The sequence below is a fragment of the Chromobacterium violaceum ATCC 12472 genome (assembly GCF_000007705.1).
Taxonomy (GTDB): Bacteria; Pseudomonadota; Gammaproteobacteria; order Burkholderiales; family Chromobacteriaceae; genus Chromobacterium; species Chromobacterium violaceum.
Genome location: NC_005085.1, coordinates 2,353,804 through 2,368,195, shown reverse-complemented (window position 1 = coordinate 2,368,195; position 14,392 = coordinate 2,353,804). Strand labels below are relative to the sequence as shown.

General features: G+C 65.9%; 17 protein-coding genes. 11 read left to right on the top strand and 6 right to left on the bottom strand.

Features of this window, described 5'->3' with window-relative positions:
* Positions 1-30: 30 nt before the first annotated feature.
* Together rpsB and CV_RS10750 are read right to left on the bottom strand one after the other, a co-directional pair.
* Positions 31-762, bottom strand: a complete 732-nt coding sequence (rpsB, locus tag CV_RS10755; protein WP_011135744.1) for a 30S ribosomal protein S2 — start codon at positions 760-762, stop codon at positions 31-33.
* A 149-nt stretch (positions 763-911) separates the two neighbouring features.
* Positions 912-1,103, bottom strand: coding sequence for a hypothetical protein (locus CV_RS10750; protein WP_011135743.1), 192 nt, complete (start codon positions 1,101-1,103; stop codon positions 912-914).
* Positions 1,104-1,183: 80 nt separating this feature from the next.
* Here CV_RS10750 and CV_RS10745 point away from each other — a divergent pair, with 80 nt between their 5' ends.
* The gene (locus tag CV_RS10745; RefSeq protein WP_011135742.1) at positions 1,184-2,215 is read left to right on the top strand and encodes an NAD(P)H-dependent flavin oxidoreductase; all 1,032 of its coding nucleotides are present in this window, start codon (positions 1,184-1,186) and stop codon (positions 2,213-2,215) included.
* 67 nt (positions 2,216-2,282) lie between these two features.
* Here the strand turns inward: CV_RS10745 and CV_RS10740 are convergent, their stop codons facing one another.
* On the bottom strand, positions 2,283-3,077 hold the full coding sequence (locus CV_RS10740) for an outer membrane protein assembly factor BamD (protein ID WP_011135741.1): 795 nt from the start codon (positions 3,075-3,077) through the stop codon (positions 2,283-2,285).
* Here CV_RS10740 and rluD point away from each other — a divergent pair.
* The 8 genes from rluD to CV_RS10700 all read left to right on the top strand — a co-directional run bounded on the left by rluD (position 3,076) and on the right by CV_RS10700 (position 8,931).
* Positions 3,076-4,167, top strand: coding sequence for a 23S rRNA pseudouridine(1911/1915/1917) synthase RluD (gene rluD, locus CV_RS10735; protein WP_011135740.1), 1,092 nt, complete (start codon positions 3,076-3,078; stop codon positions 4,165-4,167). The genes CV_RS10740 and rluD overlap by 2 nt on opposite strands.
* Complete coding sequence (pgeF, locus tag CV_RS10730; protein ID WP_011135739.1) at positions 4,157-4,894, top strand: peptidoglycan editing factor PgeF; 738 nt, start codon at positions 4,157-4,159, stop codon at positions 4,892-4,894. The genes rluD and pgeF overlap by 11 nt, the downstream gene beginning before the upstream one ends.
* Positions 4,895-4,999: 105 nt before the next feature.
* Positions 5,000-5,611, top strand: a complete 612-nt coding sequence (locus tag CV_RS10725) for an AraC family transcriptional regulator (protein WP_043596048.1) — start codon at positions 5,000-5,002, stop codon at positions 5,609-5,611.
* The gene (locus tag CV_RS10720) at positions 5,608-6,456 is read left to right on the top strand and encodes a GNAT family N-acetyltransferase (RefSeq protein WP_043596046.1); all 849 of its coding nucleotides are present in this window, start codon (positions 5,608-5,610) and stop codon (positions 6,454-6,456) included. The genes CV_RS10725 and CV_RS10720 overlap by 4 nt, the downstream gene beginning before the upstream one ends.
* 141 nt (positions 6,457-6,597) lie before the next feature.
* Complete coding sequence (locus CV_RS10715) at positions 6,598-7,251, top strand: HD domain-containing protein (RefSeq protein ID WP_043596045.1); 654 nt, start codon at positions 6,598-6,600, stop codon at positions 7,249-7,251.
* 24 nt (positions 7,252-7,275) lie between these two features.
* Positions 7,276-7,998 (top strand): metallophosphoesterase, encoded by a 723-nt coding sequence (locus tag CV_RS10710; protein ID WP_011135736.1) that lies wholly within the window; start codon positions 7,276-7,278, stop codon positions 7,996-7,998.
* Positions 7,999-8,073: 75 nt separating this feature from the next.
* A complete protein-coding gene (locus tag CV_RS23805) occupies positions 8,074-8,478 on the top strand; it encodes a hypothetical protein (RefSeq protein WP_011135735.1) in 405 nt (134 codons plus the stop codon).
* Between the two features lie 54 nt (positions 8,479-8,532).
* Entirely contained in the window at positions 8,533-8,931 is a 399-nt protein-coding gene (locus tag CV_RS10700) for a VOC family protein (protein ID WP_043596039.1), read from the top strand.
* Between the two features lie 29 nt (positions 8,932-8,960).
* Here CV_RS10700 and CV_RS22170 read toward each other — a convergent pair whose 3' ends face one another.
* The 3 genes from CV_RS22170 to apaG form a co-directional block, all read right to left on the bottom strand.
* On the bottom strand, positions 8,961-10,103 hold the full coding sequence (locus tag CV_RS22170; protein ID WP_011135733.1) for an RHS repeat-associated core domain-containing protein: 1,143 nt from the start codon (positions 10,101-10,103) through the stop codon (positions 8,961-8,963).
* A 318-nt stretch (positions 10,104-10,421) separates the two neighbouring features.
* Complete coding sequence (locus tag CV_RS10690; protein WP_011135732.1) at positions 10,422-12,212, bottom strand: ABCB family ABC transporter ATP-binding protein/permease; 1,791 nt, start codon at positions 12,210-12,212, stop codon at positions 10,422-10,424.
* 176 nt (positions 12,213-12,388) lie between these two features.
* Positions 12,389-12,769, bottom strand: coding sequence for a Co2+/Mg2+ efflux protein ApaG (apaG, locus tag CV_RS10685; RefSeq protein WP_011135731.1), 381 nt, complete (start codon positions 12,767-12,769; stop codon positions 12,389-12,391).
* Positions 12,770-12,875: 106 nt separating this feature from the next.
* Here apaG and rpe point away from each other — a divergent pair, with 106 nt between their 5' ends.
* Together rpe and CV_RS10675 are read left to right on the top strand one after the other, a co-directional pair.
* Complete coding sequence (gene rpe, locus CV_RS10680) at positions 12,876-13,559, top strand: ribulose-phosphate 3-epimerase (RefSeq protein WP_011135730.1); 684 nt, start codon at positions 12,876-12,878, stop codon at positions 13,557-13,559.
* 40 nt (positions 13,560-13,599) lie between these two features.
* Positions 13,600-14,352, top strand: coding sequence for an SDR family oxidoreductase (locus CV_RS10675; protein ID WP_011135729.1), 753 nt, complete (start codon positions 13,600-13,602; stop codon positions 14,350-14,352).
* The last annotated feature ends 40 nt before the right edge of the window (positions 14,353-14,392 follow it).

The following is a 14,392-nucleotide window of genomic DNA, read 5'->3' as shown; positions in this document are numbered from 1 at the left end:
CAAAAAAAGGGGCTTTCGCCCCTTTTCCGCTTACTCGGCCTGGGCCGTTTCAGCAGCTGCGACGATCTCTTGCAGAGAGTGCGCGCGACCTTCCAGCACAGCGTCGGCGATGCCGCGAGCGTACAGGCGGATGGCGCGGGAGGAGTCGTCGTTGCCCGGAACCACGTAATCGATGCCGTCCGGGGAGTTGTTGGTATCAACAACGCCGATCACCGGGATGCCCAGCTTCTTGGCTTCAACAATGGTGCCCTTCTGGTAGCCTGTATCGATCACGAAGATGGCGTCCGGCAGGCCCTTCATATCCTTGATACCGCCCAGCGAACGCTCCAGCTTTTCAACTTCGCGTTGCAGGTCCAGCAGTTCCTTCTTGTTGTAACCGGTTTCGCCGGCGCCTTCCAGGATGGCACGCTTCTCTTCAAGACGCTTGATGGACTGCTTCACGGTCTTGTAGTTGGTCAGCATGCCGCCCAGCCAGCGGTGGTCGACAAACGGCATGCCGCAGCGAGCGGCTTCTTCACGTACGATCTCACGCGCCTGACGCTTGGTACCCACGAACATCACGGTGCCCTTGTTGGCAGCCAGACGACGCACATACTCCTGGGCCTCTACGAACAGCGGCAGGGTCTTTTCCAGGTTGATGATGTGGATCTTGTTGCGGCTGCCGAAGATGTACTTGGCCATCTTCGGGTTCCAGAAGCGGGTTTGGTGGCCGAAGTGAACGCCAGCCTCCAGCATTTGACGCATGGTAACGTTGGTGGACATGCAAAAACTCCTAAAAGGGTTAAGCCTCCATCCGCGCAGACAACCTGACGATTCAGGCACCCTTTGGCGCGGATGTGCGTAGTTTGGATTTAAATTCCCCGCCACAGCGGCAGGGAACACGAGATTCTAGCACCGTAGAGCGCTCTGACTCAAGCTTTCCCCTCGTCTTCCAGCGCCTGGCGCCGTCTGCGCAGCCGGTTGCGTACCACCCATGCGACAAACCAGACGGGCAGCACGCCAAGAAAGAAAAACACCGCCGCCCCAGCGGCCACGCTGCGCTGCCCCGCCGCCAGCATCAACACCGCGTACAGCCACCCCATCAAAACAATGATCAGCGCCATGAATTAAAACATTCGTTTGAAATTTAGGACAAACACATCAACAATAAACCGTCATTCTAAACCAGCCACCCCTCATCGCCATGCAAACCGCCATCACCCGCCTGTTCGGCATCCAGCTCCCCCTGCTCTGCCCCGGCATGAGCTACATCGCCACGCCGGAACTGGTAGCCGCCGTCAGCAACGCCGGCGGCCTCGGCATACTTGCCACCGGCCCGCTGAACGCCGACCAGACGCGCGCCGCGATCCGCCGCATACGCGAACTCACCGACAAGCCCTTCGGCATCGGCTGCACGCTGATGATGCCCGGCGCCGCCGACAACGCCAAAGTCGCGCTCGAAGAACAAGTGCCGGTGATCAACTATTCGCTGGGCAAGGGAGACTGGATCGCCGAAGCCGCGCATCGCTACGGCGGCAAGGTGCTGGCCACCGTCGTGACGGAAAAGCACGCGATATCCGCCGAGAAGTGCGGCGCCGACGCGCTGCTGGTCACCGGCCACGAAGCCGCCGCCCACGGCGGCAGCGTCACGACCCTGGTGCTGATTCCGGCCATCCGCCGCGCGAGCTCGCTGCCCATCGTCGCGGCGGGCGGCTTCGCCGACGGCGCCGGCCTGATCGCGGCGCTCGCCCTGGGCGCCGACGCGGTCGCGATGGGATCCCGGCTGGCGATGACGCGGGAAAGCCCGGTGCACGCCCAAACCAAGGACATGATCCGCGAACGCGGCGTCGCTGACACGCTGTATTCCAAGAATTTCGACGGCCTGTGGTGCCGGATGATGGATACGCCCGCCGCCCGCCGCGCCTGCCGCAAGCCGCTGGGACTCATTCCCGCCGCATTCCGGGCCAGCCGGATGGCGCGGCGGATGGGCATGCCGGTGATGAAGGTGGCGATAGGCGGCATGCTCAGCCAGCCTCAGGCGCTGCGCCAGCTGGCGCTGTTCGGCGCGGCGACGGAATCGATCCGCCTGGCCATTCAGGAAGGCGACCACGAAAAAGGCGTGCAACTGATCGGCCAGGCCCAGGGGCTGATAAACGATGCGCCCAGCGTGGCCGAGCTGTTCGCCAGGATCAAGACCGAAGCGCAAGCCTGCCGGGAACGCATCGCCGGCCTTTGACCCAAAAAACAACAAAACAGCCCGCCGATGACTCGACGGGCTGCTTGGTTTCAGCTTGCCGGAAAGCTTATTTCCACAGCTTCCACCACGGCATCTCCTCCACCGTCCACGACTTGCCCAGGTACTGGCTCTGCGGGTAATTGAGCGCCAGCACGCGGCGCGCGTCGTCGCGCAGCTGCGGCAACTGCAGCTTGTCGTAGGCGGCCACCATGATGGCCAGCGCCTCTTCCGGATACTTGGTGTTGGCGTAATCCTTGACCACGCCCTGCGCGCGATTGGCGGCGGCCAGATAGGCGCCGCGCTTCATGTAGTAGCGCGCCACGTGCATTTCGTTGCCGCCCAGGGCGTCCACCAGGCGGATCATCTTGGCCTTGGCGTCCGGCGCGTAGCTGCTGCTGGGGAAGCGGGTGGTCAGCTCGCGGAAGGCGGCGAACGCCTCGCGCGCGGCGCGCGGATCGCGCTCGCTCATGTCCTGGCCGGCCCATTTGGCCAGCAAGCCAGAATCGTCGTTGTAATACACCAAACCCTTCAGATAATAGATGTAGTCGAGGTTCGGATGCGTGGGATGCAGCTTGATGAAACGGTCGGCGGAGGCGATGGCCAGTTCGGGTTCGCCATCCTTGTAATGGGTGTAGGCCAGATCCATCTGCGCCTGCTGCGCGTAGCGGCCGTAGGGGAAACGCGCTTCCAGCGTTTCATACAGCTTGACTGCGCGGGTATAATTGCCGCTGTTCAACTCGTCGTGAGCTTCCGAATACAGCTTCTCCACGGTCCAGCCGCGCGTCTCGTCGTAGGTTTCCGTGGTCGCACACCCGGCAAGACCCACCATCACCAACATAGCCGCAACAACGTATCTTTTCATGACTGATCCTTACATTGACCCGGACGATTATAGCGACATCTCGGAAAACGAGGTATCCACTACGCAACATCTCGAAATTCCGCTCTCGCTGTGCGGCGAACGGCTGGACGCCGCGCTGGCCAAGTTGCTTCCCGACTACTCCCGCAGCCGGCTGACGCAATGGGTCAAAGACGGCCTGGTGAAGGTGGACGGCCAGGTGGTCGCCCCCAAGACCAAGATGCTGGGCGGCGAGAAGCTGGAAGTGACGCTGCAGCTCACCAATGAGGAAATGGCTTTCCAGCCGGAACCGATGGATCTGCCCATCGTGTTCGAGGATGAGCACATCCTGGTGATCAACAAGCCGGCGGGCCTGGTCGTGCACCCCGCCGCCGGCAACTGGAGCGGCACGCTGCTCAACGGTCTGCTGCACCACTGCCCGGCGTTGGCCAGCGTGCCGCGCGCCGGCATCGTCCACCGCCTGGACAAGGACACTTCCGGCCTGATGGTGGTGGCCAAGACGCTGCCGGCGCAGACCGAGCTGGTGCGCCAGCTGCAGGCCCGCACCGTCAAGCGCGTCTATCGCGCCATCGCCGACGGCGTGGTGCCCTTCGACGGCACCATCGACGCCAACATCGGCCGCGACGCGAACAACCGCCTGAAAATGGCAGTGCTGAAATTCGGCGGCAAGCCGGCGATCACCCACATCCGCGTGCTGGAGCGTTTCGCCAGCCATTCCCACGTCGAGTGCAAGCTGGAAACCGGCCGCACCCACCAGATCCGCGTCCACATGCGCGAAGCCGGCCACCCGCTGGCCGGCGACCCGGTGTACGGCAACCCGCGCCACAAGATGGACGAGGAGATCGCGGCCGGCGTCAAGGCGCTGGGCCGGCAGGCGCTGCATGCCTTCGCGCTGGCCCTGGTCCACCCGGCCACCGGCGAGGAGCGCAGCTGGAAGGCGCCGCTGCCCGACGACTTCCGCGCGCTGCTGGACCTGCTGCGCGGCGACGGCGCGGTCGCCGACGACGAGGCCTTCGCCCACGGCGACGGCGAGGACGACGAAGACTGGGACGACGACGACGATGGCGACGTCGAGGTGATCTATGCCCGATAAGGACTGGATCTCGGCGGACTGGCCCGCCCCCGCCCGTGTCCGCACCCTGGTCACCACGCGCAACGGCGGCGTCAGCCAGCCGCCCTACGCCAGCCTGAACCTGGGCGCGCACGTCGGCGACGATCCGCAAGCCGTGGCGGCCAACCGCGCGCGGTTGCGCGACGCGCTGCCGGCCGAACCCGCCTGGCTCAACCAGGTGCATGGCGTCGCGGTGGCTGACGCGTCCGCCATCGGCGCAAACGCGCCCGACGCCGACGCCAGCTTCGCCCGCGAGCCGGGCGTCGTCTGCGCGGCGATGACCGCGGACTGCCTGCCGGTATTGCTTTGCGACGAGCGGGGCCAGACTGTCGCCGCCGCCCACGCCGGCTGGCGCGGGCTGTGCGACGGCGTGATCGAGGCGACCGTGGCCGCGATGGCGCTGCCGCCATCGGACCTGATGGCCTGGCTGGGCCCGGCCATCGGTCCGGACGCGTTCGAAGTGGGCGCCGAGGTGCGCCAGGCCTTCATCGCGAAGGACGCCGAGGCGGACTCGGCTTTCGTCGACATCGGCAACGGCAAGTACCTGGCCGACATCTACGCGCTCGCCCGCCTGCGGCTGCGGAAACTAGGCGTCTCCCGCGTCTACGGCGGCGATTTCTGTACCGTGATAGACCGCGACCGCTTCTTCTCCTACCGCCGCGACGGCGTCACCGGCCGCATGGCCTCGATGATCTGGCTGGAAGACTGACCCGGCTGCCCCGCCACTCGGCGGGGCTCTTGCTTTCCCCTGCCGGTTGACCTGCCCCCTCGATGCGAACAACATAGGCGGATGCCTCGACCATATGGACCCGCCATGGATATCGCCATCGTCACGCTGGACTGCTTCAACGAACTCGATTCGTTGATCGCCGCCGGCATTCTGGGCCGGATGAGTCCGCACGGCTGGAACGTGCGCATCTGCTCGCCGGCTCCCATCGTCCAATCCCGCAGCGGCACCCGCGTGGAGCGCCAGGAAGACCTGTCTTACGCCAATCGCGCCGACGCGGTGCTGGTAGGCAGCGGCTGGCGCACCCGCGACTGGGTGGCGGACGATTCGATCATGGGCCAGTTGAAGCTGGACCCCACCCGCCAGTTGATCGGCTCCCAATGCTCGGGCGCGCTGGTGCTGCACCGGCTGGGCCTGCTCGCCGACGGCGTCGCCTGCACCGACGGCATGACCCGGCCGCTGCTGGAGCAGCTTGGCGTGCGCGTGCAGCCCGCGGCCTTCCGCGCCGCCGGCAACGTCGCCACCGCCGGCGGCTGCCTGTCCTCCCAATACCTGGCTGCCTGGGTGCTGCTGCGCCTGGCCGGCGAGGCGAAAACCCGCGAGATACTGTCCTACGTCGCGCCGGTTGGCGAGGAAGAGGACTTTGCCAGGCGCGCGCTGTCCATCGTTTCCGCCGCGCCGGAGGCCGTCGCGCCGTGAAAATCGCATCGCTGGCGGGCCTGGCGCCTGACGATATCCATCCCTGCTTTCTCGATGCCTTCAGCGACTACCTGGTGCCCGCCCAACCCAGCCTGCCGCAGCTGGCCGCCATGTTGCGCCGCCGCGGCTGGATTCCCGAGCTGAGCGCCGGCGCCTGGCTGGACGGGCGCCTGGCCGGCTTCTGGCTGTGCGCGGCGCCGGAAATCGACGGCGAACGCGAAGGCTATTGCATCGCCGCCGGCGTCTCCCCCGCCGCGAGGCGACGCCGCGCGCTGACCGATATGGCGGGGCTGGTCGGCAGGCTGCTGGCCGCCCATGGCATACGCCGCCAGCGCCTGGAGGTGATAGACGGCAATCAGCGGGCGCGCGACGCTTACGCTTCGCTGGGTTTTGAGCCGCTACGCAAGCTGGACTGCTACCAACTGCAAGCGCCAGTCCAGGCCGCCTGCCGATGGCCGGTGACCATCCATACCGCCCACGATCCGGCTCGATGGCCCGCCCCCGACGCCCTCGCCTATCCGCCGGCCGTGCCCAACCGCCGCGAATCGCTGCTGCGCGCCGATCCGCCGTTGCGCTGGCTGAGCGTGGACCGGGACGGACAGACCCTGGGCTCGCTGCTGATGTCGCCGGACGGCGAGGTCGCCGAACTGCAGGTCAGCCCGCCCTGCCGCCGCCAGGGCATCGCCAGCCAGCTGCTGCAAGCCGCGCAAAGCCTGAGCGTATGCGGCCGCCTGGGCTTCAACAACGTCGACAGCCGCGACCTGCCCCTGCTCTCCCTCTTGTTGCGCCACCAGGCCGTCTATCGCCTGTCCCAGTGGGAAATGACGCTGTCCGCGCCACGTTAGCCGGCATTCCCGCCGCCCGGTGTTAAAATGACAATACGGATGATTCCTCATCCGATATTTTCGTCGCCAACAAAAAGGCGGCGCGAAAAACCGGACCCGCCGGCCCGCGCCGGCGCGGCGCAACCATCAGGACCTGCCCGCATGACCCCGCAACAACAAACCGAATGGCAGCAACGCCTGATCGCCTTGCTGGAAAGCCAGCCGCCCGACGATGACGGCGCGCACGACCTCAGCCATCTCCACCGCGTCTGGGCGGTGGCCCGCACGCTGTTGGCGCACTATCCCGACGCCGACTCCATCGTCGTCATGGCCGGCAGCTATCTGCACGACCTCGTCAATCTGCCCAAGAACCATCCGCAGCGGCAACTCGCCTCGCACTGGTCCGCCGAGCGCGCCCGCCAGTTGCTGGCGGACAGCGGCCTCACCGAGGCCCAGCTGGACAACCTGGCCCACGCCATCGAGGCGCACAGCTACTCCGCCGCCATCCCGCCGCGCACGCTGGAAGCCCGGATCGTTCAAGACGCCGACCGCATGGATGCCCTGGGTCCGGTGGGGCTGGCGCGGATGTTCTACGTGTCCGGCCGCATGGGGCGCGCGCTGGCCCACCCGCTGGATCCGCTGGCCGAGCACCGCGGACGGGACGACCAGGCCTGGGCGATCGACCACATCGACGTCAAGCTGGCCAAGCTGCCTGGCATGATGCAGACGGAAGCCGGGCGCGCCATGGCCGAGCGCAAGCTGGAATGGCTGTTCCATTTCCGCGACGAGTTCTGCCGGGACTGGATGGCCCGCTGAGACAAAACCGCCGGGAGCGCCGCCATGATGATCAGGAAACTGCCGCGCAACACGCAAGGCCGGGACTGGGTGGTCGGCGACGTTCACGGCTGCTTCGCCCAACTGGCCCGGCTGCTCAAGATCATCGCCTTCGATCCCGCCCGCGACCGCCTGCTATCCGTCGGCGACCTGGTGGATAGGGGGCCGGACAGCGCGATGGTCGGCGAATGGCTGGCCCAGCCGTGGTTTCACGCCGTGCGAGGCAATCACGAGCAAATGGCGCTGGACGCGATGCGGGATCCCCTGCGCGACCTGGAGCGTCATCTGCGCAACGGCGGCCGCTGGCTGACGGAATTGTCTCCCGCCGAGCGCGACGCCTGCGTGGCCGCCCTGTCCGGCTTGCCGCTGGCGCTGGAGGTGGACACCGAGGGCGGCAAGATAGGCGTGCTCCACGCCGACTGCCCCGGCAACGACTGGACCGCGATGGCCGCGAGGCTGGAAGCCGGCCAGCCCGCCGCGCAAGACAGCGATGTGCTGCTGTGGGCGCGCGACCGCGTGCAAAACGGCGGCGGCGGCGCCGCGGCCGGCGTGGAGCTGGTGCTGGCCGGACACACGCCGCAACCCCGCGCCATCCTGTACGACAATGTGATGCACCTGGACACCGGCGCCGTCTACGGCGGCAAGCTCACCGTGTTCTGCCTTCAGGATTTCGTCGAAGTGTCGCTGCCGTCCGGTTTCGAGCACCTGGCCCGCTTCGAGCTGCATTGAGCATGCGTTGGCAGGCTCTAGCCGCGGGCCACGCCCGCCGCTAGAATGCGCGCTCAGCAGACCAAGGACACGACAATGGCCGAGCGCAACAAGAAAACCGCCGCCCCGAAGCCGGGCCAACAACAACGCCGCGCGCAGGAGCAGCGCCACGCCCAGGCCGAACAGGCTTGCCGCCGCCTGGTGGACCTGCTGGAAACGCTGGCCCGAGAGGGCCGGCTGGATGGCCAGGAAACCGCCGCACAATGCCTGAACTCGGTCCGAGCGTACTATCGCCGCATCCGCAACGGCAAGGTGATGGGCGCGGCCGACTTCGCCGCCGCCGCCGACGTTTGCGCCAGCGCGCGCCGCGCGTTGGCCGCGCTGGATCCGACTCTGGAATTCGCCGAACTGCCTCAGCCGGACGCGCTGCGCGAGGCATTGCGCCAGGGCGCGCTGGTCATCGAGGAGATGAAACGGATCAAGGCGGGCAAGGCTGGCTGACCACTCTTCCGCGTGGCATGATGAAAGCGTCCCAACCCGCCCGCCTCCATCGCCATGTACAAGCAAACACCGCATCTCCGGGTCGCGCGCCCGGTCAGCAACCTGAACCTCAGCAAGGCCATGTATTGCGAGGGCCTGAACCTGAGGTTGCTGGGCAGCTTCAAGGACCACGACGGCTTCGACGGCGTGATGCTCGGCCTGCCCGGCGCCGGCTACCACCTGGAATTCGTCGTCAGCCATCACCATCCCGTACCGCCCAACCCCACAGTGGAAGACCTGCTGGTGCTGTATCTGTCCGACCACGCCGAATGGGAAGCCGCCTGCGCCTGCATGCGCGCCGCCGGCTTCGCGCAGGTGCCGTCAGCCAACCCGTACTGGGACGCGCACGGCGCCACCTTCGCCGACCATGACGGCTACCGCACCGTGCTGCAGAACGCCAAGAGTCCGGCATAAGGATCATCAGGCGCCCGGCTGCGGATCAGTCAGGCGAGACGGTTGAGCGCTTCGGCCCACGACGGAGAAAATACGCTGGACACCCTGTCCGGATGCAGCCTGAAAAATTCCTTGTCTCCGCCAAACCAGGGCCTCAACCGCAAGAACCGCTCATTGAGCGCCGCGGAGTCGAGCGCCGCCTGGCCGAAAAAGTTATGCCGCCCCGCCGACCCCGCGATCGCGATCAAGGCGTCACGCGCAATCCTGACCTGCCCGGAATAGGCTTTGACCGTCAACCCGGTATAGTCTGCGAAATTCTGAGCAAAAATGCTGCCCCCGATGACATCCGCCGAACGACAAACGACCAGCCTCGCATACTGGTAATTGTCATAATCGACTCCCGCCTTTTGCTTGATCAGAAACGCCAGCTCCTCCGGACCGAGGATGTCATATCTACCCGTCGCTTGATTGATCAGCGGAATCGACAAGCCGCTCTCCTCCATCCGCCCGTGCGCGATGACATTCAACCGGGCAGCGCCTTTGTAGACATCTTCGAACAGATAGGCGAACTCTGTATCGTTGGCCACGCCGGGGATGCCGTGCGAACCGATTGCATGCAGATTCTTGATGCCCTTCCCCAGCGCGACATAACCATCGTCCAACGCGCGCGCGCCCGTCCGTGGCAATCGCCCGGAGCCATTCAACCATGTTCTCGCCATGCCGGCGGGCACCCGAGACAGCGCCGCCCTGGCCAGGCCGCCGCCGATGGACGCCGCCCCTGCGGCCAGAGCAGCCCACCCCAGCGCCGACGATATCTTCGGATCCGTGTTTTCCAGCGCCCCTGACAATATCGCCGCCAAACCCGAGGCGGTCTCCAACCCGGCCAGCACGCAGGCCGCCGCGGTCAACGACTGGCCCAAGGTGAAGGGAACCAGAGCCAAGCCGACAACGCCGCTGGCGATGCCCGCGATGGCCTGCCAGCTCATATGCCCGGATGGATCGGCCCGGTTGACGGGATCCCCGGCGCAGTAGGCATACGGGTTGATTCCTCCCCTGCCAAAGGGACTGAAGCTGTCGGGCTGGTCAAATCGCTTCAAAACCGGCTCGTAAGCCCGATGGCCGTTGCCCAGATGAATAGCGCCACGGACGGGATCGAGGCGTTCCCCATTGAATCCAACCACTCGACTGCTCATTATTTTTCCTTGATGGCGTTGACGACGCAGCCACTGGCCTTGACCGGCACATGCGGAGCCCAAAGCCAGCGAAGCATGCCCCATCCCTTCGCGCTCTCCACCCCGCCGTTTCTCGGCCTTTTCCGACGGAGCAAGAATCGGTCAAACGGCATGGAGGCCGCGGTTATCGGACAGCTTTCATGGGCAGATCACCCGGCGCAGGCCGGAGAGATCGATGCCGATGCCGGTTTTTCCGCATGGATAGGCCCAGCCCCGCATGCAAAAAAACCGCCCGGCCGATTCGCGTCGGCCGGGCGGTTTTGAATTCACGCGCGGGGCTTATTCTTCCGCCACCGCCTCGCTCTCCTGCTGCAGCCGCCACATTTCGGCATAGCGTCCGTTCTGCGCCAGCAGCTCCCGGTGGCTGCCCTGTTCCACCACCCGGCCGGCATCCAGCACCAGGATGCGGTCGGCGTCGACGATGGTGGACAAGCGGTGGGCGATGATCAGCGTGGTGCGGTTGGCGGAAATCGCCGTCAGTTCGCGCTGGATGGCCTTCTCGGTGCGCGAATCCAGCGCGCTGGTGGCCTCGTCGAAGATCAGGATCGGCGGGTTTTTCAGAATGGTGCGGGCGATGGCCACGCGCTGCTTCTCGCCGCCGGACAGCTTCAGGCCGCGCTCGCCGACCATGGTGTCGTAACCGTCCGGCAGGCTGCTGACGAAATCGTGGATATGCGCCGAGCGTGCGGCGTCCATCACCTCCTCGCGCGTCGCGCCGGGCTTGCCGTAGGCGATGTTGTAGTAGACGGTGTCGTTGAACAGCACCGTGTCCTGCGGCACGATGCCGATATGGGCGCGCAGCGAATCCTGAGTCAGCGAGCGGATATCCTCGCCATTGATCCTCACCGCGCCCGACGTCGCGTCGTAGAAGCGGAACATCAGCCGCGACAGCGTGGATTTGCCGGCGCCGCTGGCGCCGACCACCGCCAGCGTCTGCCCCGCAGGAATCGTGAAGTCGACATCGTGCAGAATCTGCCGCTTGGACTCGTAGGCGAAGCCGACATGGTCGAAACGCACCGTTGCGGCGCGGGTATCCAGCGACTTCGCGCCAGGCGCGTCCGCCACCTCCAGGTTGACGCCCAGCAGCTTGAACATGCGCTCGATGTCGGCGAGCGAGTGCTTGATCTCGCGGTAGACGAAGCCCAGGAAGTTCAACGGCGCGTACAGCTGGGTGATGAAGGTGGCCACCAGCACCACGTCGCCCACCGTCATCCGGTGCTCCACCACGTCGCGCGCCGCCAGCACCATCACCAGGGTGACGCCGATGGCGATGATGGCCGCCTGGCCGGCGTTCAGCAGCGACAAGGACACCTGGTTCTTGATCGCCGACGCCTCCCACGCTTCCAGATTGCGGTCGTAGCGCCTGGACTCGTATTCCTCGTTGTTGAAGTACTTGACCGTCTCGTAGTTCAGCAAGGCGTCTATCGCCTTGGAGTTGGCCTTGGAATCCAGATCGTTCATGGTGCGGCGGTAGACGGTGCGCCACTCGGTCACCAGCAGCGTGAACACGATGTAGAGGGCGATGGTGCCCACCGTCACCACCGCGAACTCCCATGAATAGCGGTGCAGCAGAATGGCCGTCACCATGCCGATTTCCAGCAGCGTGGGCAGGATGTTGAACACGGTGAAGTTCAACAGAAAGCCTATGCCCTTGGTGCCGCGCTCGATGTCGCGGCTCATGCCGCCGGTGTGGCGCTCCAGGTGGAAGCGCAGCGACAGCTTGAACAGATGGCGGAACACATTGCGCGCCACGCTTCGCACCGCCCCCTGGATCACGCGGGCGAACACCGCGTCGCGCAGCTCGCCCAGCACGCCGGACAGCAGCCGCGCGACGCCGTAGCCGGTCAGGGCCAGCACCGGGATGGCCAGCAGCGTGGCCGGCACCGACAGCTGGTCGACGATGTCCTTCAGGTACAAGGGCACCGTCACCGCCGCCACCTTGGCCAGCACCATGCAGGCCAGGGCCAGGGTGACCCGCCACTTGAACGCCCACAAATAGGGCAACAGCGTCTTGATGGTTTGCCAGTCGTGGCGGCCGGACGGCGCCGGGCCGCTATGGGTGATGCGCATAAAAAGGTTTGCCTGTGGCTGGGACCTGTCCCAAAGTGAAATGCGGTTTCATTTCAAAAAGGGGCAGGCATCATGTGGATTCTATTGCTGGAAGCGCTGGGAGCCGGCGGGCTCGCCACCTTCATCGTCTGGTGGACCTGGCCGCGCGACGACAAGGACCCTTCCTGTAACAGCGATTAGTGCAGCACCCGGGGCGCCACCAGCGTCATCTCGGGAATGGACGCCTCGAAGCGCCGACCGTCGTCCGCCATCATCTGGTAGGCGCCCTTCATGCTGCCGTACGGCGTGGTGATGTGGGCCGCGCTGGAGTACTCGAACACCTGGCCCGGGTCGAGATGCGGCTGCTCGCCCACCACGCCCATGCCGCGCACCTCCTGCACCTGCTGATTGGCGTCGGTGATGATCCAGTGGCGGCTGATCAGCTGCGCCGGCTCGCTGCCGGTATTGGTGATGCGGACGCGGTAGGCGAACACGTAGACGTCGTTGGCGACGCTGGACTGTTCGGCCACGTATTGTGGCTCCGCCTGCACCTCCATCTGGTAGAGTTTATCGGCCATTGCGGCTTCTCCTGATTGATCTTGGTTTTCATTTTATCCGGCCAAACCGCTTTTGGCGCGGTAGAATGCCGGGCATTCCTCGTTTATCGATGTCAGAGCAATCGCCATGCGCACTTTCCGTATCGCCCCCAGCATTCTGTCCGCCGATTTCGCCCGCCTGGGCCAGGAAGTCAAAGATGTCGTCGCCGCCGGCGCCGACATCATCCACTTCGATGTGATGGACAACCACTACGTCCCCAATCTGACCATGGGCCCGATGTTCTGCGAGGCCATCCGCCCGCACAGCAGCGCGCCGATCGATGTCCACCTGATGGTCAAGCCGGTGGACGCGCTGGCAGCCGCCTTCGCCAAGGCCGGCGCCGACATCATCACCTTCCACCCGGAAGGATCGGAGCACATCGACCGCACGCTGGGCCTGATCAAGGACGCCGGCTGCAAGGCCGGCCTGGTGTTCAACCCGGCCACGCCGCTGTCCTACCTGGACCACGTGATGGACAAGCTGGACATGATCCTGATCATGTCGGTGAACCCTGGTTTCGGCGGACAATCATTCATTCCGCACGCGCTGGAAAAGATCAAGCTGGCGCGTCGGCGCATCGACGAATACACCGCCAAGCATGGCGGCGAGATCTGGCTGGAAGTGGACGGCGGCGTGAAGGTGGACAATATCGCCCAGGTGGCCGCAGCCGGCGCCGACACCTTCGTGGCCGGCTCCGCCATCTACGGCCAGAAAGACTACAAGGCGGTCATCGACGCGATGCGCGCCGAACTGGCCCGCGTCCAAGCATAAGAACGCTGCGCCGCCATTTCACGCATCAAGGGGTAAGACCATGTATGCATTCATCGTCACCGGCGCTTCGCGCGGCCTGGGCTACGCCATCTGCGAGACGCTGCTGAACGACGGTTACTCCGTCGTCGGCATCGCCCGCAACGCCGGCTCGGCGCTGGCAGGCCTGGCCGCCCGCCATCCTGAGCGGCTGCAGGCCGTCAACGCCGACCTGTCCGACGCCGCGCAAGCCGCCGCCTCGGTCCACGCCGCGCTGCAGCAGCTGCCGCTGCCGGCATGCGCGACCGTCACGCTGATCAACAACGCCGGCGTGGTGACCCCCATCGCCCAGGCCGGCCATTATCCGGCCGACGAAGTGGTCAAGGCCGTCGCCGTCAACGTCACCGCGCCGCTGCTGGCCACCGACGCGCTGCTGTCCGCCACCAACCACCTGCCGGCGCGCCGCCGCGTCCTGAACATCTCGTCCGGCGCCGCCGCCAAGGCCTACCCGGGCTGGAGCGTGTATTGCGCCACCAAGGCCGCGCTGGACCATTTCAGCCGCAGCGCGGCTGTCGAACAGGAAAGCCACGCCAATCCGGCGCAGATCGTCGCGCTGTATCCGGGCGTGGTGGACACCGACATGCAGGGCTGCATCCGCGCCAGCGACGAAGGCCAGTTCCCGCAGAAGGCCCGCTTCGACGCGCTGAAGGCAGACGGCGCGCTGAGCAGCCCGGCCGACGCCGCGCGCAAGATCGTCGACTACCTGGTGTCGCCGGCTTTCGGCCGGCAGCCCGTCGTCGACATCCGCGAACTCTGAACACCCTCATCCCCATTCCGCCGCGGCCCGCGCGCCGCGG